This is a genomic window from Streptomyces sp. CB03234 (assembly GCF_001905885.1).
Classification (GTDB): Bacteria; Actinomycetota; Actinomycetes; order Streptomycetales; family Streptomycetaceae; genus Streptomyces.
In genome coordinates, this window is sequence record NZ_LIYH01000001.1 from 839,438 (window position 1) to 858,493 (window position 19,056).

The 19,056-nt window shown below is 74.3% G+C and carries 19 protein-coding genes; 10 read left to right on the plus strand and 9 right to left on the minus strand.

Features of this window, described 5'->3' with window-relative positions; genetic code table 11:
• Positions 1-3 precede the first annotated feature (3 nt).
• From AMK26_RS03815 to AMK26_RS03835, 5 genes are all read right to left on the minus strand, one after another.
• Complete coding sequence (locus AMK26_RS03815) at positions 4-297, minus strand: hypothetical protein (protein WP_073751874.1); 294 nt, start codon at positions 295-297, stop codon at positions 4-6.
• Between the two features lie 54 nt (positions 298-351).
• Positions 352-1,374 carry an LLM class F420-dependent oxidoreductase gene (locus tag AMK26_RS03820; protein ID WP_073751876.1) on the minus strand — a complete coding sequence of 341 codons (1,023 nt, stop codon included), beginning with the start codon at positions 1,372-1,374 and terminating at the stop codon, positions 352-354.
• Between the two features lie 97 nt (positions 1,375-1,471).
• The gene (locus AMK26_RS03825) at positions 1,472-2,317 is read right to left on the minus strand and encodes a hypothetical protein (RefSeq protein WP_073751878.1); all 846 of its coding nucleotides are present in this window, start codon (positions 2,315-2,317) and stop codon (positions 1,472-1,474) included.
• 135 nt (positions 2,318-2,452) lie between these two features.
• Positions 2,453-3,337: an N-acetylmuramoyl-L-alanine amidase gene (locus AMK26_RS03830; protein WP_443333136.1), complete on the minus strand. Its 885-nt coding sequence runs from the start codon at positions 3,335-3,337 to the stop codon at positions 2,453-2,455.
• 2,169 nt (positions 3,338-5,506) lie between these two features.
• Complete coding sequence (locus AMK26_RS03835; RefSeq protein ID WP_073751880.1) at positions 5,507-6,157, minus strand: class I SAM-dependent methyltransferase; 651 nt, start codon at positions 6,155-6,157, stop codon at positions 5,507-5,509.
• Between the two features lie 131 nt (positions 6,158-6,288).
• Here AMK26_RS03835 and AMK26_RS03840 point away from each other — a divergent pair, with 131 nt between their 5' ends.
• From AMK26_RS03840 to AMK26_RS03860, 5 genes are all read left to right on the plus strand, one after another.
• Positions 6,289-7,734, plus strand: coding sequence for an MFS transporter (locus tag AMK26_RS03840; protein WP_073751882.1), 1,446 nt, complete (start codon positions 6,289-6,291; stop codon positions 7,732-7,734).
• A gap of 69 nt (positions 7,735-7,803) precedes the next feature.
• Positions 7,804-8,025 (plus strand): hypothetical protein, encoded by a 222-nt coding sequence (locus AMK26_RS03845; RefSeq protein WP_073751884.1) that lies wholly within the window; start codon positions 7,804-7,806, stop codon positions 8,023-8,025.
• 457 nt (positions 8,026-8,482) lie between these two features.
• Positions 8,483-9,337 (plus strand): MaoC/PaaZ C-terminal domain-containing protein, encoded by an 855-nt coding sequence (locus AMK26_RS03850; protein ID WP_073751886.1) that lies wholly within the window; start codon positions 8,483-8,485, stop codon positions 9,335-9,337.
• 41 nt (positions 9,338-9,378) lie between these two features.
• The gene (locus AMK26_RS03855; RefSeq protein WP_073751887.1) at positions 9,379-10,455 is read left to right on the plus strand and encodes a Zn-dependent alcohol dehydrogenase; all 1,077 of its coding nucleotides are present in this window, start codon (positions 9,379-9,381) and stop codon (positions 10,453-10,455) included.
• Between the two features lie 15 nt (positions 10,456-10,470).
• Complete coding sequence (locus AMK26_RS03860; RefSeq protein WP_073751889.1) at positions 10,471-11,391, plus strand: 3-oxoacyl-ACP reductase; 921 nt, start codon at positions 10,471-10,473, stop codon at positions 11,389-11,391.
• A gap of 68 nt (positions 11,392-11,459) precedes the next feature.
• Here AMK26_RS03860 and AMK26_RS37195 read toward each other — a convergent pair whose 3' ends face one another.
• Entirely contained in the window at positions 11,460-11,612 is a 153-nt protein-coding gene (locus tag AMK26_RS37195; RefSeq protein ID WP_198943984.1) for a hypothetical protein, read from the minus strand.
• 49 nt (positions 11,613-11,661) lie between these two features.
• Entirely contained in the window at positions 11,662-12,837 is a 1,176-nt protein-coding gene (locus AMK26_RS03865) for a hypothetical protein (RefSeq protein ID WP_073751891.1), read from the minus strand.
• 633 nt (positions 12,838-13,470) lie between these two features.
• Between AMK26_RS03865 and AMK26_RS03870 the strand changes: the two genes are divergently transcribed.
• From AMK26_RS03870 to AMK26_RS36890, 5 genes are read left to right on the plus strand one after another with little or no spacing between them, the layout of a single operon-like run.
• Positions 13,471-14,286, plus strand: a complete 816-nt coding sequence (locus AMK26_RS03870; protein ID WP_073751892.1) for a Nif3-like dinuclear metal center hexameric protein — start codon at positions 13,471-13,473, stop codon at positions 14,284-14,286.
• Complete coding sequence (locus tag AMK26_RS03875; RefSeq protein WP_198944002.1) at positions 14,283-15,026, plus strand: zinc ribbon domain-containing protein; 744 nt, start codon at positions 14,283-14,285, stop codon at positions 15,024-15,026. Before AMK26_RS03870 ends, AMK26_RS03875 begins: the two co-directional genes overlap by 4 nt.
• A gap of 8 nt (positions 15,027-15,034) precedes the next feature.
• Complete coding sequence (locus AMK26_RS03880) at positions 15,035-16,405, plus strand: bifunctional RNase H/acid phosphatase (RefSeq protein WP_073753006.1); 1,371 nt, start codon at positions 15,035-15,037, stop codon at positions 16,403-16,405.
• Positions 16,406-16,413: 8 nt separating this feature from the next.
• Complete coding sequence (locus AMK26_RS03885; RefSeq protein WP_073751894.1) at positions 16,414-17,109, plus strand: GNAT family N-acetyltransferase; 696 nt, start codon at positions 16,414-16,416, stop codon at positions 17,107-17,109.
• A gap of 1 nt (position 17,110) precedes the next feature.
• Positions 17,111-17,287, plus strand: coding sequence for a hypothetical protein (locus AMK26_RS36890; RefSeq protein ID WP_158071101.1), 177 nt, complete (start codon positions 17,111-17,113; stop codon positions 17,285-17,287).
• Between the two features lie 262 nt (positions 17,288-17,549).
• Here AMK26_RS36890 and eda read toward each other — a convergent pair whose 3' ends face one another.
• Together eda and yaaA are read right to left on the minus strand one after the other, a co-directional pair.
• On the minus strand, positions 17,550-18,176 hold the full coding sequence (gene eda / locus AMK26_RS03890) for a bifunctional 4-hydroxy-2-oxoglutarate aldolase/2-dehydro-3-deoxy-phosphogluconate aldolase (protein WP_073751896.1): 627 nt from the start codon (positions 18,174-18,176) through the stop codon (positions 17,550-17,552).
• A gap of 60 nt (positions 18,177-18,236) precedes the next feature.
• Positions 18,237-19,001, minus strand: a complete 765-nt coding sequence (yaaA, locus tag AMK26_RS03895; protein ID WP_073751897.1) for a peroxide stress protein YaaA — start codon at positions 18,999-19,001, stop codon at positions 18,237-18,239.
• Positions 19,002-19,056 lie beyond the last annotated feature (55 nt).

Sequence of the window (19,056 nt, forward strand, 5' to 3'; positions counted from 1 at the left end):
GTACTAGTACCGGCGCAGCCGGCCGGCGAGGGCATGGCCGAGGAGCAGGTACACGAGCGCGGCGAGACCGTAGCCCGCCACGACCCGCAGCCACGCCGCGTCGAACGTGAACAGATCGTGCGACCAGCCGGCCAGCCAGCGGGCCGCCTCCTGGACGAACTGCACCAGGTCGTTGGCCCGGTTGGCGTCGAACAGGTACATCAGGATCCACAGGCCGATGATCGCGGCCATGACGTCGGCGACGACCGCGATCGCGGTGGCCGCCTGGTGACTTCCGTTGCTGCGACGGGGAGACATGCTCAACGCGTTGCCGCTCCGCCGCCCCTGAAACCCGTACGGTGACGTCGTGGCCTACGCGTTGAGCTCCGCCAGCACCCGCAGCGTCGCCACGTCAGGAGACGTCACCAGCAGGTCGGTGACCGGGCCCGCGCGCCACAGCTCCAGTCGCTCGGCGATGCGCTCACGCGGACCGACCAGCGAGATCTCGTCCGCGAAGGCGTCCGGAATGGCGAGGACCGCCTCCTCGCGGCGGCCCTGGGCGAACAGCTCCTGGACGCGGCGCGCCTCGGCCTCGTACCCCATGCGGGCCATCAGGTCGGCGTGGAAGTTGCGGGTGGTGTGCCCCATGCCGCCGATGTGGAAGCCGAGCATCGCCTTGACGGGCAGCAGACCCTCGGTGACGTCGTCGCAGAGCTGCGCGCGGGCCAGCGGCGCGACCATGAACCCGTGCGGTACGTCGTGCTCGTCCTTCACGTCCTTCACGTCGTACGCGTCCGGCCGCAGCGGTGACCAGTACAGCGGCAGCCAGCCGTCGGCGATCCGGACCGTCTGGGCGATGTTCTTCGGCCCCTCGGCGCCGAGCAGGATCGGCAGGTCGGCGTGGAGCGGGTGGGTGATCGGCTTGAGCGGTTTGCCGAGACCGGTGCCGTCCTCGCCGGCGTACGGATGGGAGTGGAAGCGGCCGTCCAGCGCCACCGGCGCCTCGCGGCGCAGGACCTGGCGGACGACGTCGACGTACTCGCGTGTCGCGGTGAGCGGCGAGGCGGGGAACGGGCGGCCGTACCAGCCCTCGACGACCTGCGGCCCCGACAGGCCGAGCCCGAGCATCATCCGGCCGCCCGAGAGGTGGTCGAGGGTCAGCGCGTGCATGGCGGTGGCGGTCGGCGCCCGGGCGGCCATCTGCGCGATCGCCGTACCGAGCCGGATCCGGGTGGTGTGCGCCGCGATCCAGGTGAGGGGGGTGAACGCGTCCGAGCCCCACGCCTCGGAGGTCCAGACGGAGTCGTAGCCGAGCCGCTCGGCCTCGCGGGCCAGTTCGAGGTGGGCGGGGTTCGGGCCGCGCCCCCAGTAGCCGAGTGCCAGTCCGAGCCGCATGACGCCCCTGTCTGACGATCCGTCAGGTACCGGGGTGACTGTACGACAACGGCCCCCCGCCCGGAAGGGCGAGGGGCCGTACGCGTACGACGATGGGTCAGCCGCGCTGGATGCCCGTCGTGTCCTGGAGCACGCCACGGCGGCCGTCCTGCGTCTGGGCCACCAGACCCTGGCCGCGCTGCTCGACCGCCAGGTACCAGGTGCCGGGCGCCAGCTCGGCGATCGGCGTCGGGGAGCCGTCCTCCGCGTACAGCGGACGGGCCACCGGAACGGCGAACCAGAACGGCGAGAAGTCCGAGGCGGGCGCGGCCTGACCGGCACCCTGCGACGGCTGCGGCTGCGGCTGCTGGCCACCCTGCGGGGGCTGCGGCTGGGCCGGCTGGCCCCCCTGCGTACCGGGGTAGCCGTAACCGCCCTCGGGCTGCCCGCCGTACGGCGGCTGCTGCGCGCCCGGGTAGCCGTAACCGGCCTGCGGCTGCCCGCCGTACGGCTGCGGCTGCTGCGGCCGCGGCGCGCCCATGAGCGGGGCCTTGAGCGCCGGGACGAGCGGAGCGGCGACCGCGGCCGCGGCGAGCGCGATGGTGGCCAGCAGGCCCAGGATCATGCCGGCGCCGGCGTCGGCGTCCATGTCGATGATGGTCCAGAACGCCGTCCACAGCGCGAAGATGCAGAAGGCCACGCCGAACTGGCCCAGGTCGATCCCCGCGATCTTGCGGCCGGGCATGCCCCGGCCGACGACGATCAGCGCCGCCCCGATGACGCCGGAGAGGAACATGCTCATCAAGAGGCCCAGGCTGTCCCAGGCGTTGGTCTTCTCGAAGCCGGAGCAGTCGACCCCACTGGGGCAGTCGAAACTGGTGAGGCCGAGGAACGAGGCGATGAACAGCACCACCGCTGCTCCGATCACCACGCCATCGCCTCGAGTGAGGGAGCGGATGTTCACGTGTAAGAGTCCTTCGTCGGTTCGTCTCGTCGGGGTGGCGCGAAGCACGGGGGTGGCCGGCCCCATCGTACGGATGCTGTACGGGTCTGGGTCCGGGGCGACCCCGGACCCCCGGCAGGCTACCGCCCGCCGGACCTAGTCCCGCAGGTAGGTGCTGACGCCGGCCGCGATTCCCTGGGCCGCTTTCTGCCGCCATGCCGTGTCTGTCAGCAATGCGGCGTCCTTCGGGTCACGCATATTGCCGCATTCGACGAAGACTTTGGGCACGGTCGACAGATTCAGTCCGCCGAGGTCCTTGCGTACGTCCAAACCGGTACCCCCGCCGATGTAGTTGGCCGGAGCGGTTCCGGTGGCCAGCGCGAACTCCCGCGCGATGCGCTCGCCGAGGGCGCGTGACGGGCCGACGATCCGCGTCGTGTCGGCCGCACCTCCCTTGACCAGTGCGGGGAGGATCACGTGGAAGCCGCGGTTGCCGGTGCCCGAGCCGTCCGCGTGGACCGACACCACAGCGTCGGCCTTCGCCGCGTTGCCGATGCGGGCGCGCTCGTCGATGCACGGGCCGTAGGGGCGGTCGGCGTCCTGAGTGAGGGTCACCGTCGCGCCCTGCTTCTGGAGCAGGGTGCGAAGACGGTGTGAAACATCCAGGGTGAATGCGGCTTCCGTGTAACCGGAGTTCGTGGACGTACCGGTTGTGTCGCATTCCTTGCGGTTCGTTCCGATGTCCACGAGCCGGTTGATCTCACGGGGGTGATCGAAGTTGCCCGGGTTGTGACCCGGATCGATCACGACGGTCTTTCCGGCGAGGGGCCGCGCGACGGGGGCGGGCGGGGTGCCCTGCACCACGTCGGAAGCGACCGGCAGCGGCCCGAGCGCCTTCGGTACCCGCTCGCCTCCGTCGCTGCTCATCGCCTGCCAGGCCAGCCACCCGGCGAGCGCGGCGGCCAGCGTGGCGGCCAGCGGCGCGCCGACCGTGAGCACGAGCTTGCGGCGGACGGGACTGGAGCTGTCGTCATCGTGCACCCTGCGATGGTATGCGTACGGAGCCGTACAGCCGCCGCACCGGCCCGCCGGTCATGGTGGGCGTGTGGGCCGCCACCGACGCCCCGGGGGCGAACGTCCCGCCCATGGTGGGCGTGTGGGCCGCCCTCTCTCCGAGTGTGGCGGGCTCCGGCGGCCCGTCAAGGGCGCTTCGCGTCGGCTTCGCCGATGGGCTTCGCCCACCCTTGACCGGCCGCCTCCGCCCGCCTTTTCCCACTCGGAGGGCGGCCCGGGGGAACGGGCCCGGGAGGGGCGCCCTGCGGTGCGGGGTTCGTGGCCGAGGCGACCCGGCCGGGGCAGGCGCGGCAGTGGAATGGGGCGGCGCGGCTTGGCTAGGCGGCTGGCGGCCGTCTGTGGGTTGCGGTACAGGACCTCGCTCCGGCGAGTGGTGGGTGCGCGGCAGTGGCATGGGGCTTCTGGGGTCGGCTCGGCGGCTGCGGGAGGGTGATGGGTCGGGGTTCAGGCGGGTGGCTGGGGCGGGTGCGGGGCTGGGCCGGGGTGTTGCCCCGCCTGGCGGCGGGGGTGGAGGCGTGGGTGTGGCCGGGTGGCTGGCTGCCGGGCCGGTCGGCTCGCGGGTCCGGTCGGGGGCCTGTGCCGCCCGTGGCTGCGCCCGGGTACCTCACCGGCCCCGCCTGCCCCACAGGGGAAGCCCCACCCGTCTCCTCGGTCACAGCAGCACCGGGATGGGGGAGTTGTGTGCGGTGTGGGACACCTCCCCCCGTGGTGTCGGGGGCTGTGGGTGTCCGATCCCGCCCACAACTCCGGCGAGGCGACACGGCTGTGACTGGAGAGGGCGGAGGGGCCCGCCCGGTGGGTCCGATGACGTGTCCGGGGCCCTGGGGGCTGCCAGGGGAAGGGCGCGCCCCAGGAGGGTGCCGGACAGGAAGTCGGCTGGGCCTCGCCCTGGTCCCTGACGGGGCATGACGGCCGTCGCTTGGCGTCTCGCGGCGTGGCGTGCCGGGCTCGAGAGTCCAGGGACCCCGCCTGCCCCACCAGGACGCCTCACTGGTCCCCACCGTCACACCGGTATCGGGGCTGGGGTGTTGTGGGCGGTGTGGGACGCCTCCTGGCCATGAGCATCCGGGCAGGGGTGTCCGATCCCGCCCACAACTCCAGTGGTCCGACACGAGTGTGACTGGAGAGGCCGGAAGGGACGCCCCTGCCCGGACTTCGAGCGCTCCGGGCGGGGGAGCAGTGGGCGTGTCCCGCTGGCCTGTGTCGGCGGCCGGACCGACCCCGGCCGCGCCCGACCGTCCGGAGGCCGTGGTCCCAGCCCCGAGCCGGAAGCCCGGTCCGCGCCGGGCCGGGAGCTTCACCGTCCCGAGGCCCGACGTCCCCGCCGTGCCCCCGGCCGGACAGGGCAACACCCGGGCCCAGCCCCGCACCCACCCCAGCCACCTGCCTGTACCCCGGCCCCTCACCCGGCCGCAGTCGCCGGGCCGGGCCCGGATGCCCCACACCACTTGGGCGCACCCACCACTCACCGGAGCGAGGTCTTGTGCCGCAACCGGGAGACGGCCGCCAGTCGCTTAGCCGAGCCGTCACCGCCCCATTCCCCTGCCGCGCCTGCCCCGGCCGGGCCGCCTCGGCAACGAGCGCCCAGAAAGGGCTGGCCCCCGGACGCCCGCTCCCCGGGGCCGCCCTCCGAGAGAAAACGCGCGGGCGAAGGCGGCCTGTCAAGGGTGGGCGAAGCCCATCGGCGAAGCCGACGCGAAGCGCCCTTGACAGGGCGCCGGAGCCCGCGACTCTCGGGAAGGAGGGCGGCCCGGAACGGTGCACCAACCGGTACGCCCACCCCCGGGGGGGCCTGCCGCCACGGGCTCGGTCGGCGCCCGCCTGGTTCCCGGAGGGTCCTGCCTGCCGTCCACCCCCCGGGTGCCCCACGGCACCAGGGGCGGGAGTTGTGGGCCGTGTGCGACACCTCCCGCCGGGGGCATCGGGCTCCGGGTGTCCCACCCCGCCCACGACTCCGGTGATCCGGCACGGGCGTGACCGGAGGGGCGAAGGGGGCGCCCCGTTTGCCCGGCCACTCCGGCGCCTGCCGCACCCTGGCCGGCTGAGGCGCCCCGTCCGCGCCCCGTCCGGCGCCACGTCCGCGCCCCGTACGGCGGCCCGCGTCGCGGGAGCCCGCGCCGGCTCCCGCGCGGTCGGTCAGATGCCCGGGCCCGTACGGCGCAGGACGCGCAGCGAGTCCGTGACCGACGCCTCGGTGAACGCGCCGGACTCCAGGGCCCGCAGGTAGATGCGGTACGGGGCCTGGCCGCCGTCCGCGGGGTCGGGGAACACGTCGTGGATGACCAGCAGTCCGCCCTCGACCACGCGCGGCGCCCAGCCCTCGTAGTCGGACGTGGCGTGCTCGTCGGTGTGACCGCCGTCGATGAAGACCAGGCCGACCTCGCCCGCCCATACCCGCGCGACCTGCGGCGAGCGGCCGACGACCGCGATCACGTGCTCCTCCAGGCCCGCCGCGTGCAGCGTGCGGCGGAACGTCGGCAGCGTGTCCATCAGCCCGACCTCCGGGTCCACCACCGTCGGGTCGTGGTACTCCCAGCCCGGCTGCTGCTCCTCGCTGCCCCGGTGGTGGTCGACCGTGACGGCCACCGTGCCCGCCGCGCGGGCGGCGTCGGCGAGCAGGATCGTGGAACGGCCGCAGTACGTGCCGACCTCCAGCAGCGGCAACCCCAGCCGTCCCGCCTCGGCGGCCGCCGCGTGGAGCGCCAGGCCCTCGCGTACGGGCATGAACCCCTTGGCGGCCTCGAAGGCGGCGAGCGTCTCCGGCTTGGGCGCGGCAGGCACAGCCATGGGTTCCTCCTGGTCGGTCGAGGGCGTCGGACGGTCCTACTGGGCGGTCACATCGTAGGCGGCGCGGTCCCGCGCGGGACTTCCGGCGTAGGTCCATATCCGGATGTACGGAGCGCACGGCACCTGCGACCATGACAGCCATGTCTCAGTCCCGTATCGACACCGCCGCTCCCGCGCCCACAGCCGCAGGCTCACCTCGCCCCGCCGCCCGTACCTGGGCGGTGCTGGCCGCCGCCTGTGCCGGGCAGTTCCTGGTGGTCCTCGACGTCTCCGTGGTGAACGTGGCGCTGCCGTCGATGCGTGCCGACCTCGGGCTGTCGGCGATCGGGCTCCAGTGGGTGCTCAACGCGTACTCGATCGCCTTCGCCGGGTTCATGCTGCTCGGCGGGCGGGCGGCGGACCTCTTCGGGCGCAAGCGGATGTTCCTGGTGGGGCTCGGGCTGTTCACCGCCGCCTCCGTGGCCGGTGGCCTCGCCGTGGAGGGCTGGCAGCTGCTCGCCGCCCGTGCCGCGCAGGGGCTCGGGGCCGCGGTCCTCGCACCCGCGACGCTCACCATCGTGACCGGCGCGGTGCCGCCGGGGCCCGCGCGGACCCGGGCGATAGGCACCTGGTCGGCGGTGGGCGCGGGCGGCGGCGCGGCGGGCGGGCTGGTCGGCGGCGTCCTGACCGACCTGCTGTCCTGGCGCTGGGTGTTGCTGATCAACGTGCCGGTCGGCGTGCTGGTGCTGGTGGGGGCCGCGCTGTGGATCCGCGAGAGCCGGACCGAGGGCGGGCGGCGGCTCGACCTGCCCGGCGCGGTGCTGGTCACCGGCGGGCTCGCGGCCGTGGCGTACGGCATCGTGCAGACCGAGGAGTCGGGCTGGGGCGCGGGCGCGACACTGCTGCCGCTGCTCGGCGGGGTGGCGCTGCTGGTGGCGTTCGTGGCGGTCGAGGCCCGGACGGACGCCCCGCTGATGCCGCTGAAGGTGTTCCGGTCCAGGGCCGTGTCGGCGGCCAACGTGGCGATGCTGGTGAACGGCTCCGCCTCGTTCGCCATGTGGTTCTTCATGACGGTGTACGCCCAGAACGTTCTCGGCTACTCCCCGCTGGCGGCGGGCCTCGCCCTCGTACCGAGCTCGATCAGCGTCATCGTCGGCTCCAAGCTGGCGCCGCGGCTGATGGTGACGACCGGGGCGCGCAACCTCGCGGCGATCGGCACGCTGATCGCCGCCACCGGGTTCGGCTGGCAGTCCCTGATGGACGCGCACGGTACGTACGTCACGACCATCCTCGGGCCCGGCATCCTGATGATGGCCGGCATCGGGCTGGCCATCACCCCGCTCGCCTCGCTCGCCACGTCGGGCGCCGCACCGGGCGACGCCGGCCTGGTCTCGGGCCTGGTCAACACCTCACGCACGATGGGCGGCGCGTTGGGCCTGGCCGTCCTGTCGACGGTCGCCGCGTCCCGGATGGCGGGCGGTACGGGGCCGGAGGCGCTTACCGCCGGGTACGCGCTGGCGTTCCGTACCGGCGCGGGGATCCTGCTGGTGGGCGCCGTGCTGATGCTGCTGTGGCTGCCGCGCCGCACCGAGGCGTAGGTTACGGTCGGCCTCCGCTCACGGCAGCCCCCTGCCCCATCCGGCCTCCGTGCCGCATACTGGCGGGAAATGACGAATCGCTCCGCGCCCCGGCGCCACCTCGCCACCAGTCCCTTCAAAGCCCCCGTCGCCGCACCTATCAAGCACTTCGCGGTAGGGGACCGGGTCTCCCACGACAGGCACGGTCTCGGCACGGTCATCGCCGTCGAGGACCAGATCGCCACGCTCGTCGACTTCGGCTCCCAGAAGACCCGCATCGTCAGCCCGTACAAGGGCATGGACAAGCTCTGACCCCTTTCAGCCCGGCTGATCCGTCCCACTGACGGCTGCCGACCGACCCTCTCGCCGGCAGCCCGCCCGCGACCCGGACGCCGCGCCGCGGAGCCGGTCCCGATCCCCGGGACCCGCCCGCCGCCGCGGCGTCCCGCGCGCCCGGGCGCCGCGCTCCGCCCCTCCCGGCGCGGGGAGGGCGCCCGCCCCGCGAGGGCACCGTCCCGCGAGGGCACCGTCCCGGGGGTGACCGGGAACAGGCGCCGCCCTGGCCCGTTGTGCCCGCAACGGGGGGCCAGGAGCAATGTCGTGACCGTATCTGACGCGCCGTCAGGACTCTTCCCAACCCGCGAGGCTCGCGCTATACAGGAGGACCACCGGCCCTAGAACGCGTTCTAGAACCGGCCCCCTCACGGCCTCGGCGCGGCCGACGGTGCGGACGGCCGTGCCGAGGTCTCCAGCGACGAGCAGGAGCCTCATGCCCATTGACGCAGGCCAGGCACTCGCGGCCGAGCCCCGTTCCGCCGAGATCACCTGGGACCACAAGGACGTCCAGCTCTACCACCTCGGCCTCGGCGCCGGCACGCCCGCCACCGACCCCGACGAGCTGCGCTACACCCTGGAATCCCGGCTGCACGTCCTGCCCAGCTTCGCCACCGTCGCGGGTGCCGGGATGGGCATGATGGGCGGGCTGGCGGCACCCGGCATCGACGTCGACCTGGCGGCCGTCCTGCACGGCGGGCAGGCCATCCACCTGCACCGGCCCATCCCGGTACGCGGCCGGGCCGTCACCACCGCCCGCGTCGCCGCCGTGTACGACAAGGGCAAGGCGGCCGTCCTCGTCCTCCGCTCCGAGGCGGCCGACGACGACGGGCCGCTGTGGACGAGCGACGCCGAGATCTACGTACGCGGCGAAGGCGGTTTCGGCGGCGACCGCGGCCCCTCCGCCCGCCCCGAACCTCCCGACCGCGCCCCCGACCGGACCGTCGAGCGGCACGTGCGCGAGGACCAGGCGCTGCTCTACCGGCTCTCCGGCGACTGGAACCCGCTCCACGCCGACCCCGAGTTCGCCAAGCTCGCCGGCTTCGACCGGCCGATCCTGCACGGCCTGTGCACCTACGGCATGACGCTGAAGGCCGTCGCCGACACGCTCCTCGACGGCGACGTCACCCGTGTCCGCTCGTACCGCACCCGCTTCGCGGGCGTGGTGTACCCGGGCGAGACCCTCCGTATCCGGATGTGGCGCCAGGACACGGGCGTACGGGTGGCGGTGTCCGCCGCCGAGCGGGACGACGCCCCGGTCCTCGCCGACACCCTCGTAGAAACCGTGTGAAGCAAACCGTGTGAAGCAAATTGTGTGAAGGGAGCCGCACCATGCGCGCAGCCGTACTGCACGAGACCGGCCAGGAGAAACTCGAGGTCCTCGACGACGTCGAGGCGGTGGGCTTCGGCCCCGGCAAGGTGCGCATCCGGGTCAGGGCGACGGGCCTGTGCCACTCCGACGTCTCCGCGATGAGTGGCGTCCTGCCGCAGCCGGCGCCGTTCGTCCCCGGCCACGAGGGCGCCGGCGAGATCGTGGACGTCGGCGACGGGGTGACGGCACACAAGCCCGGCGACCGGGTGCTGCTGTGCTGGCTGCCCGCCTGCGGCGCCTGCCCGTCCTGCAAACGCGGCCAGACCCAGCTGTGCCTCGCCGGCTTCATGAACGCCGGTACGCCCAACTTCAAGCGCCCCGGCGGGGACGTCTTCGGCTTCGCGGGGACCGGCACCTTCGCCGAGGAGGTCGTCGTCGACGCCGGCTGCGCGGTGCCCATACCCGACGACGTCCCCTTCGACATCGCCGCGCTCATCGGCTGCGGGGTGACCACCGGACTGGGCGCGGCCATCAACACCGCGCGCGTGGAGGCGGGCGCGTCGGTCGCGGTCATCGGCTGCGGAGGCGTCGGCATCTCCGCGATCCAGGGCGCCAGGCTCCAGGGCGCGGCCCAGATCGTGGCCGTCGACCCGGTTGCCTCGCGGCGCGAGGCGGCGCTGCGGTTCGGCGCGACCGAGGCGGTGGCCCCGGACGGGCTCCCCGACGCCAAGCAGCGGATCACCGCCGGTGAGGGCTTCGACTACGTCTTCGAGGTCGTCGGCCGGTCCGCCACGGCCCGCACCGCCTACGAGTCGACCCGGCGCGGCGGCACGCTCTGCATCGTCGGCGCGGGCGCCATGGACGACTTCCTCCAGCTCAACATGTTCGAGCTGTTCTTCGACGAGAAGCGGATCCTGCCCTCGATGTACGGGGGCGGTGACGTGCTCCGCTCGTACGAGAGGGCCATCGCCCTGTGGCGGGCGGGCCGTATCGACCTCGCGGGCCTGATCACCCACCGGGTTCCGCTGGCGGGCATCAACGACGCGCTGGAGCAGATGCGGACCGGCGAGGCGCTGCGTACCTGCATCGAGATCTGAGGGGGAGGAGATCCCATGTCCATGCCTCTGCGGGACCTCTCCGCGATCGTCACGGGCGCCGGCCGGGGCCTTGGCCGCGCGGAAGCGCTCGAACTGGCCCGGCTCGGCGCGGCGGTCGTCGTCAACGACTACGGGGAGGGGTCGGCGGCCGCCGCCGCCGAGGTCGTCGCCGAGATCCGCGCGGCGGGCGGCCGGGCGGTCGCCCACGTCGGGGACGTCGCCGACCACGCGACGGCGGGGGAGCTGGTGGACCTCGCCATCGGCACGTACGGCCGACTCGACATCCTGGTCAACAACGCGGGCATCCTCCGCGACCGGATGGTCTTCTCGATGAGCGAGGCGGAGTGGGACGCGGTGATCCGCGTCCACCTCAAGGGCCACTTCAACACCACCCACTTCGCGTCCGTCCACTGGCGCGAGCGCGCGAAGGCGACCGGGGCACCGGTCCACGGCCGGATCGTCAACACCTCCTCCGAGGCGTTCCTCGCGGGCTCGGCGGGCCAGCCCAACTACGCCGCCGCCAAGGGCGGCATCGTGGGCCTGACCACCTCCACGGCGCTCGCGCTCGCCAAGTACGGCGTCACGTGCAACGCGATCTGTCCCCGCGCCCGTACGCGTATGACCCAGGACGTCTTCGCCGGCTTCAAGGAACCCACCGGGAGCGACGACCTCGACCCGCTGTCCCCGGACCACGTCGCGCCCCTCGTCGGCTACCTCGCCTCACCCGCAGCCTCCGCCGTCAACGGCCAACTGCTCGTCGTCCACGGCGGAATGGTGGCCGTGATGGAACGGCCCAGGGTGGCGGCGACGTTCGACACGGCCAAGGAGGCCTTCTCGTACGAGGAGCTGGACGCCCTGCTCTCGCCGTACTACGCCGCCCGGCCGCCCGGCGAGACGTTCGCCGCCGCCGAGGTGCTGTCCCTGGCGAAGGGCTGAGCCGCGTACGGCGAAGGGGCCGCCCCTGGGGGATCTCCCCGGGGCGGCCCCTTGTGGCTGTCGTGCCGTCAGGCCGCGCTGTTGTGCGGGTCCTTGCGGTGACGGCCGTGCGGCTGCGTCGAGAGGTCCTCCGTCGACGCCGCGCCCCCTCGGTGCTTTCCGGAGCCGCCGGCGTCCCCCTGCGGTCGCCCGTGGGTCGTGTCGGTGCTGGCTTCAGACATGTGGGAAGTCACCCCGTAGTGATCGCTGACGATGTTGCGGCCCGAGAGTCTATCCACGGGCTGTGCGGCCGGTGAGCGGTGCCTGCTGCAACGGCACCGGCTTGCACACACCAGGAGTCACCACGCGCCCGGACGGTTCCCCACCAGCGCATTCCGCTTGTGTCGATTGTGTGGTGACGGGATGCGGTACGGGTTCCTCCGGCATCGCCACGGCCGGGTCGACCCGGGCCAGGCCGCACGGCACCGACCGCGTCGCGTACGGCAGCCGCAGCGCCCCCTCCCGGGTCCACAGCCCGGCCCCCGCCAGCCACCCCTCGGGCGCGGCCAGGTGGTGCAGCCGCCGCCCCGCCGGGCGCCACAGCCCGACCCAGCTGCCCGCCGCCGCGTCGATCCGCAACGCCACGGCGCACGCCTCCGGCGTCAGCGTCTGACCCGGCTGTATCGCGAACGGCGTCACCGCGGCGTCGGCCGGGCGCAGGCACTCCGGGAAGCGCACCGGCAGCGTGCTCCCCAGGACGCCCCAGCCCAGCCGGTGGTGGCCCGGTGACGGTGCGTCGGACCGGATGAGCAGCAGCCCGCTGTCCGGGTCCGCGAGCAGCAGCCGGTCGTCGCTGCCGTCCGTGATCTGCAGCAGCGGCGTCACCTCGCCGCCCCGCTCCAGGTCGACCGCGACCGTCTTCACCGGCCCGCCGCCGGGCGGCCGCCGGTCCAGTGCGAGCATCCGGCCCGTACGGTCCAGCCACGCCCCACCCGTACAGCGCCCTCTGACCTCGGCGACGTGCTCGGGGACACCGCGGGCTCCGCCGGCCACCCGCCAGACACCTGTCGAGTGCTCCCCGGCGGCCAGCGCGTAGGCGCACGCTCCGTCCGGCGACGGCGGCAGCAGCCGCAGCGACGCCGACTCCACCGCGCCGAGCGGCAGTTCGCCCGTTCGCGGCCCGGTCGGGTACAGCAGCGAGAAGACGTACCGCCCGCCCACCCGGCGCCCGATCAGCACCCGCCCGTCCACCAGCGGAAGCAGCTGCGCGTGCGGGTCCTCGGGCTGGGCGGCCGGCAGCGGCACCGCGTACGGCTCCGGCCCGTCCAGCGTCCACCGCTCCGGGAACAGCGCCTCGCCGGAACCGGCCAGGCGTGCCGCGTAGGCGCCGTTCGCCGCGATGGTGAAACCCGCACGCGACACCGCGCCGTCGTCCTCCGCGGCCGTCTCGAGGGCACAGGCTGTCATCGAGTCGTCACCTCCGGCGACCGAAGCTAGTTTTCGCACTTCCAGCCGAACAACGGGAGCCCTCGCGCTTCACCTATAAGGGTGGCGATGTCCGGGTTCGCCTGAGGAAGGCGGTGCGGTTGTGCTCCCCGGTCCGCACGTGCACGGGGCGTCGCCGCCCCGCGGACGAACGACGGCCGGGGTGGGGCCGTGCAGGGTCGTCCCCGCAGAGGTCGGCGGCGAAGGTCGGGCTCCGGATCCGACGTACCCAAGGCCGCCGGCCTTGAGGAGACGAGCCCGGAGGGGCCACGCCCCCACCGACCGGCCGGCAGCCCGGCCGGGCCCGCCGGGTGGGCGTGGCCCCGCCCTCGGGCGGGCTTCCGGCGCCCTACCGGGCGGGTTCCGGGGCCCGGCCGGGCGGGCTCGGTGCCGTAACCGGGCGGGTGCCGGGCCGTACCTGTGCGCGGTCGGCGCCGCCACCGGGCGGGGTCCCGGCGCCCCACCCCGGGTGGGCTCGGCGCCGTGACCGGGCGGGGGTCCCGGGCTCGTACCTGTGCGTGGTCCGCGCCCGCGACCTGGCGGGGCCGTGGGCGCGGGCAGGGTGACGGCGGCGCAGGTACGGGCCCGGAGGGCGGGCCAGGTAGCCTTTCCTCCGTGCCCCGTCTGTCTGAAGTCATCGCCGAGCTCGACGCCCTGTGGCCGCCCGAGCGGGCCGAACAGTGGGACGCCGTCGGCACGGTCTGCGGCGACCCCGACGCGGACGTCACACGCGTGCTGTTCGCCGTCGACCCCGTACAGGAGATCGTCGACGAGGCGATCGCGCTCGGCGCCGACCTGATCGTCGCCCACCACCCGCTCTATCTGCGCGGTACGACGACGGTCGCGGCGGGCCACTTCAAGGGCCGCGTCGTCCACACGCTGATCAAGAACGACATCGCGCTGCACGTCGCGCACACCAACGCCGACACCGCCGACCCCGGCGTCTCGGACGCCCTCGCCGGCGCCCTCGACCTGCGCGTCACCGGGCCCCTCGTACCCGAGAACGGCCTCGGCCGGATCTGCGAGCTGGACCACCCGGAGACGCTGCGCGAGTTCGCCGCCCGCGCCGCCGAGCGGCTGCCCGCCACCGCGCAGGGCATCCGCGTCGCGGGCGATCCCGACGCCATCGTCCGTACCGTCGCGGTCAGCGGCGGCTCCGGCGACGGGCTCTTCGACGCCGTACGGGCGGCGGGCGTGGACGCGTTCCTCACCGCCGACCTGCGCCACCACCCGGCCTCCGAGGCCACCCACCACTCACCGCTGGGGCTGGTCGACGCCGCCCACTGGGCCACCGAGTGGCCCTGGTGCGAGCTGGCCGCCGCCCAGCTCGACGAGATTTCCGACCGCCACGGCTGGGACCTCAGGGTCCATGTGTCCAGGACGGTCACCGACCCGTGGTCCCACCACTCTTCTTCTGGAGCCCCCAACTGAACGCCGCGCCCGCCGACCAGATCCGACTCCTCGACGTCCAGTCCCTCGACGTACGCCTGTCGCAGCTCGCCCACAAGCGCACGTCCCTGCCCGAGCACGCCGAGATCGAGTCGCTGAGCAAGGACCTCACCCAGCTGCGCGACCTGCTCGTCGCCGCACAGACCGAGGAGAGCGACTGCGCCCGCGAGCAGACCAAGGCGGAGCAGGACGTCGACCAGGTGCGCCAGCGCGCCGTCCGCGACCAGCAGCGGCTCGACTCGGGGGCGATCTCGTCCCCCAAGGACCTGGAGAACCTCCAGAAGGAGATCGTCTCGCTGGCCAAGCGCCAGGGTGACCTGGAGGACATCGTCCTGGAGGTCATGGAGCGCCGCGAGTCCGCCCAGGAGCGGGTCGCCGAGCTGACCGAGCGGGTCTCCTCCGTCCAGGCCAAGGTCGACGACGCGGTCGCCCGGCGCGACGCGCAGCAGCAGGAGCTGGACAGCGAGGCCGCGTCCGTCGCCAAGGAGCGCGAGCTCGTGGCCGGTTCCATCCCCGCCGACCTGATGAAGCTGTACGAGAAGATCCGCCAGCAGCAGGGCGGGGTGGGCGCGGCGCGCCTGTTCCAGCGGCGCTGCGAGGGCTGCCACATCGAGCTGAACATCACCGAGGTGAACGACGTGCGGGCGGCGGCGCCCGACACGGTCGTACGGTGCGAGAACTGCCGCCGCATCCTGGTGCGTACGTCGGAGTCGGGCCTGTAATGCCGGACATGCGGGAACTGATCGTCGAGGCCGACGGCGGCTCCCGGGGCAACCCGGGCCCGGCGGGGTACGGGGCGGTGGTCCTGGACCCGGTGTCGGGGGAGCCGTTGGCGGAGGCGGCCGAGTACATCGGCGTCGCCACGAACAACGTCGCCGAGTACAAGGGCCTGGTGGCGGGCCTGAAGGCGGCGCGCGAGCTGGCGCCGGACGCGACGATCCGGGTCCGGATGGACTCCAAGCTGGTCGTGGAGCAGATGTCCGGGCGCTGGAAGATCAAGCACCCGGACATGAAGCCGCTGGCGGCGGAGGCGGGCCGGATCTTCCCGCCGTCGCAGGTGACGTACGAGTGGATCCCGCGTGAGCGGAACAAGCACGCGGACCGGCTCGCCAACGAGGCGATGGACGCGGGCAAGCGCGGCAAGCAGTGGCAGCCGTCCTCGTCGACGGCCGCCCTGGACGCCGGTGCCCGCGCCGGCGCTCTCGACACGGGCGCGGCCCGTGTGGTCGGCGACGCGGCGGCGGGCGCGGCGAAGGCCCGCGCGGCGCTGGCGGGCACGACGAGCACCGCGCCCGCGAGCACGGCGCCGGAGAGCACGGCGCCCGCGAGCACGGCGCCCGAGAGCACGGCGGCCACTCGCGTGGCACCGGCCGGAGGGGACGCGCTCAGCGAGGGGGGCGTCGCCGCGGCCGCGAGCCGTACGGCGACGACCGCGACGACCGCCACCCCGCCCGTCGGGTGGGCGGCCGCGGCGGACCTCGGGGCGCCGGCGACGTTCGTGCTGCTGCGGCACGGGGAGACCGCGCTGACGCCGGAGAAGCGTTTCTCGGGCAGCGGGGGCAGTGACCCGGACTTGTCCCCGGTGGGCCGGCGGCAGGCCGACGCGGTCGCGGCCGCCCTCGCGGCGCGCGGCACCATCCAGGAGATCGTCTCGTCGCCGCTCGCGCGGTGCCGGCAGACCGCCGCGACGATCGCGGCCCGCCTGGGCCTGGACGTCCGCATCGAGGACGGGCTCCGCGAGACGGACTTCGGCGCCTGGGAGGGCCTGACGTTCGTGGAGGTACGGGAGCGGTACCCGGACGACCTGGACGCCTGGCTGGCCTCCCCGAAGGCCGCCCCCACGGGCGGCGAGTCCTTCGCGGCCGTCGCGCGCCGGGTCGCGGCGACCCGCGACCAGCTGACCGCCCGCCACGCGGGCCGTACCGTCCTGCTGGTCACGCACGTCACGCCCATCAAGACGCTGATCCGGCTGGCTCTGGGCGCTCCGCCGGAGTCCCTGTTCCGCATGGAGCTGGCCGCGGCGTCGCTCTCGGCGGTGGCGTACTACAAGGACGGCAACGCCTCGGTCCGCCTCCTGAACGACACGTCCCACCTCCGCTGACAGCAGCCATGAGCTGGCAACTCACCCACGGCGTCGAGGACTTCCGCCGCACGGCGGGCCCGTACCTCGATGCCGACCCGGCCGGCTGCACCGTGCTGCTCACCGTCGCCGAGACGGTGCGGCGACACGGCCCCCGGCCGTACGCGGACGAGGATGACGACGCCCGGTTCGGGTGGTGGCGCCGTACTGCGGGTGGGCCTGTCGAGGCGGCGTTCGTCCAGACCCCGCCCAAGGCTCCGCTGCTCGGGCCCATGCCGGACGAGGCGGCCCGTGAGCTCGCCGAAGCCCTGCGCGGTACGTACGTCGCGGGCGTGAAGGGCGCCGACGGGCCCGCCCAGGCGTTCGCGGCCGCGTGGACCGGCTCCGGTGGGGCGTGGACCGCGGTACGGCGGACCCGGCTGTTCCGCCTCGGCGACCTCACGCCGCCGTGCCCCGCGCCGCCCGGCACCGCGCGGCGGGCCACCGCCGCCGACGTGCCCCTCGCCGCCGGGCAGTCCCGCGTCTCGCCCGTCTACACGCCGCCCGAACTGCGCGGTCGCGGTTACGCGGGGGCCGTCACCGCCGCCGTCAGCCGCGCCGCCCAGGACGCCGGCGCCCGGCAGGTGCTGCTGTTCGCCGACGCCGCCAACCCCACCAGCACCGCGCTCTACCAGCGCCTGGGCTACCGCCCGGCCGCCGAGCACCTCGACATCGGGTTCGCCTGACGTGGGCCCCTGGGACGACGACTACGAGGCGGAGACGGAGGCGGAGGCGGCCCGGGGCCGCTCCTGTGCGCTGCTCGCGCTCGCGCTCCCGGCCATCGCCTTCGCCGCCGCGTTCATCGCGGCCGGCGTCGCGGGTATCGGCCTGCTGGCGTGGCTGGTGGAGGCGCTCACCCCGTAGGAGCACCTCATCTCCGCCGCCGGTCGCGGCGGTGTCCCCGGCCGACCGCCAGGGCCCGCTCACCCACAACCGGCCGACCACGCCCGATCGCGGCGCCCCGCACCCGGCCTACCGGGCCGGCTCCCGGCGCGCGCCGCACAACCCGCCCGCCGGGCCGACGCGAACCCGCCCGCCGGGCCGACGCGACCCCGCCCGCCGGGCCGACGCGCGGTCGGCGTGGCCCATCAAGCGGCCGACAGCGTCGGCGCACGGTTCCGACGTGTCAGCTCCGCAACGCCGACGCCTCCCGGGCCAGCGCCTCCACCCGCGACCAGTTCCGGCCCGCGAGTGCGTCGCCCGGGAGCATCCAGGTGCCGCCGACGCAGCCCACGTTCGGCAGCCGCAGGTAGGCGGGCGCCGATGCGAGTGAGATGCCGCCCGTCGGGCAGAACCGGGCCCGCGGCAGTGGACCGGCCAGCGACTTCAGGTAGGCCGTGCCGCCCGCCGCCTCCGCCGGGAAGAACTTCATCTCGCGCACCCCGCGCTCCAGCAGTGCCACGACCTCCGAGGCGGTGGAGACGCCGGGCAGGAACGGCACGCCCGACCCCTCCAGCGCGTCGAGCAGCCCGTCCGTCCACCCCGGGCTCACCAGGAACCGCGCCCCCGCGCCCACCGCGTCCGCCACGGCCCGCGCCGAGAGGACCGTGCCGGCGCCGACCACGGCGTCCGGGACCTCCGCCGCGATCGCCCGGATCGCGTCGAGCGCGGCGGGGGTCCGCAGCGTGACCTCGATCGCCGGCAGCCCGCCCGCCACCAGCGCCCGCGCCAGCGGTACGGCGTCGGTGGCGTCCTCGATGACGACGACGGGCACGACCGGGGCATGGTCCAGCACGGACGTGGCGGAAGTCATGCGGCCATCCTGCCGGGCAGCATCACCACCCGCAACGACCGTTGCGGCATGTGCAACCGCTCAGTGGATCTCGTCCACCAGCACGTCCAGCTTCCCCGCCCCCGGCGTCTCCACCACGTACCCCAGGTCCCTCAGCGCCTCCACCAGCTCACCCGGCGATCCGGGCACCGCGCCCGCCTCCAGCAGGCTCCGTACGATCCGCCCCTTCGTCGCCTTGTTGAAGTGGCTGACCACCTTCCTCGTCGGCGCGTGCAGCACCCGCACCGTCGCCGTCCGCGCCGCGACCTCGCCCTTCGGCTTCCACGCCGTCGCGTACGCGGCCGACCGCAGGTCCAGGACCAGTCCGTCCCCGGCCACCTCCGGCAGCACGGCCGCCATCGGCGTACGCCAGTACGCCCCGAGCGCCCCCAGCCCCGGCAGTTTCACGCCCATCGAGCAGCGGTACGACGGGATCCGGTCGTCCACCCGCACCGCACCCCACAGCCCCGAGAACACCAGCAGCGACCGCCCCGCCCGCTCCCGCGCCGACGTGTCCAGCGTCGCCAGGCCCAGCGCGTCGTACAGCACGCCCGTGTAGATCTCCCCGGCCGGCCGCGCACCCGCCGTCCGCAGCCCGGCGTTCTTCGCGACCTCGCCGCGCAGCCCCTCGCTCAGCCCGAGGACCTCCCGCGCCTTGTCCTCGTCGCCGGCGCACAGCTCCACCAGCTCCTCCAGCACGGTGGCGCGCGCGGCGGCGAGCCCCGGCAGCGACAGCGAACCCGGCTCCAGCGGTGCGCCGCTCCCCGATGCGGCCTTTCCTTCCGAGGGCGGCAACAGCACGAGCACGGTGGTTCTCCTTCAGTACGTACGAAAACGGGGATGCGGCCCCGCGCCAGCGTAC

Coding starts and splice junctions, on each gene's coding strand:
- AMK26_RS03815 (WP_073751874.1), bottom strand. CDS start 297: ATGTCTCCCCGTCGCAGCAACGGAAGTCACCAGGCGGCCACCGCGATC.
- AMK26_RS03820 (WP_073751876.1), bottom strand. CDS start 1,374: ATGCGGCTCGGACTGGCACTCGGCTACTGGGGGCGCGGCCCGAACCCC.
- AMK26_RS03835 (WP_073751880.1), bottom strand. CDS start 6,157: ATGGCTGTGCCTGCCGCGCCCAAGCCGGAGACGCTCGCCGCCTTCGAG.
- AMK26_RS03840 (WP_073751882.1), top strand. CDS start 6,289: ATGACAGCCATGTCTCAGTCCCGTATCGACACCGCCGCTCCCGCGCCC.
- AMK26_RS03845 (WP_073751884.1), top strand. CDS start 7,804: ATGACGAATCGCTCCGCGCCCCGGCGCCACCTCGCCACCAGTCCCTTC.
- AMK26_RS03850 (WP_073751886.1), top strand. CDS start 8,483: ATGCCCATTGACGCAGGCCAGGCACTCGCGGCCGAGCCCCGTTCCGCC.
- AMK26_RS03855 (WP_073751887.1), top strand. CDS start 9,379: ATGCGCGCAGCCGTACTGCACGAGACCGGCCAGGAGAAACTCGAGGTC.
- AMK26_RS03860 (WP_073751889.1), top strand. CDS start 10,471: ATGTCCATGCCTCTGCGGGACCTCTCCGCGATCGTCACGGGCGCCGGC.
- AMK26_RS37195 (WP_198943984.1), bottom strand. CDS start 11,612: ATGTCTGAAGCCAGCACCGACACGACCCACGGGCGACCGCAGGGGGAC.
- AMK26_RS03865 (WP_073751891.1), bottom strand. CDS start 12,837: ATGACAGCCTGTGCCCTCGAGACGGCCGCGGAGGACGACGGCGCGGTG.
- AMK26_RS03880 (WP_073753006.1), top strand. CDS start 15,035: ATGCGGGAACTGATCGTCGAGGCCGACGGCGGCTCCCGGGGCAACCCG.
- AMK26_RS03885 (WP_073751894.1), top strand. CDS start 16,414: ATGAGCTGGCAACTCACCCACGGCGTCGAGGACTTCCGCCGCACGGCG.
- eda (WP_073751896.1), bottom strand. CDS start 18,176: ATGACTTCCGCCACGTCCGTGCTGGACCATGCCCCGGTCGTGCCCGTC.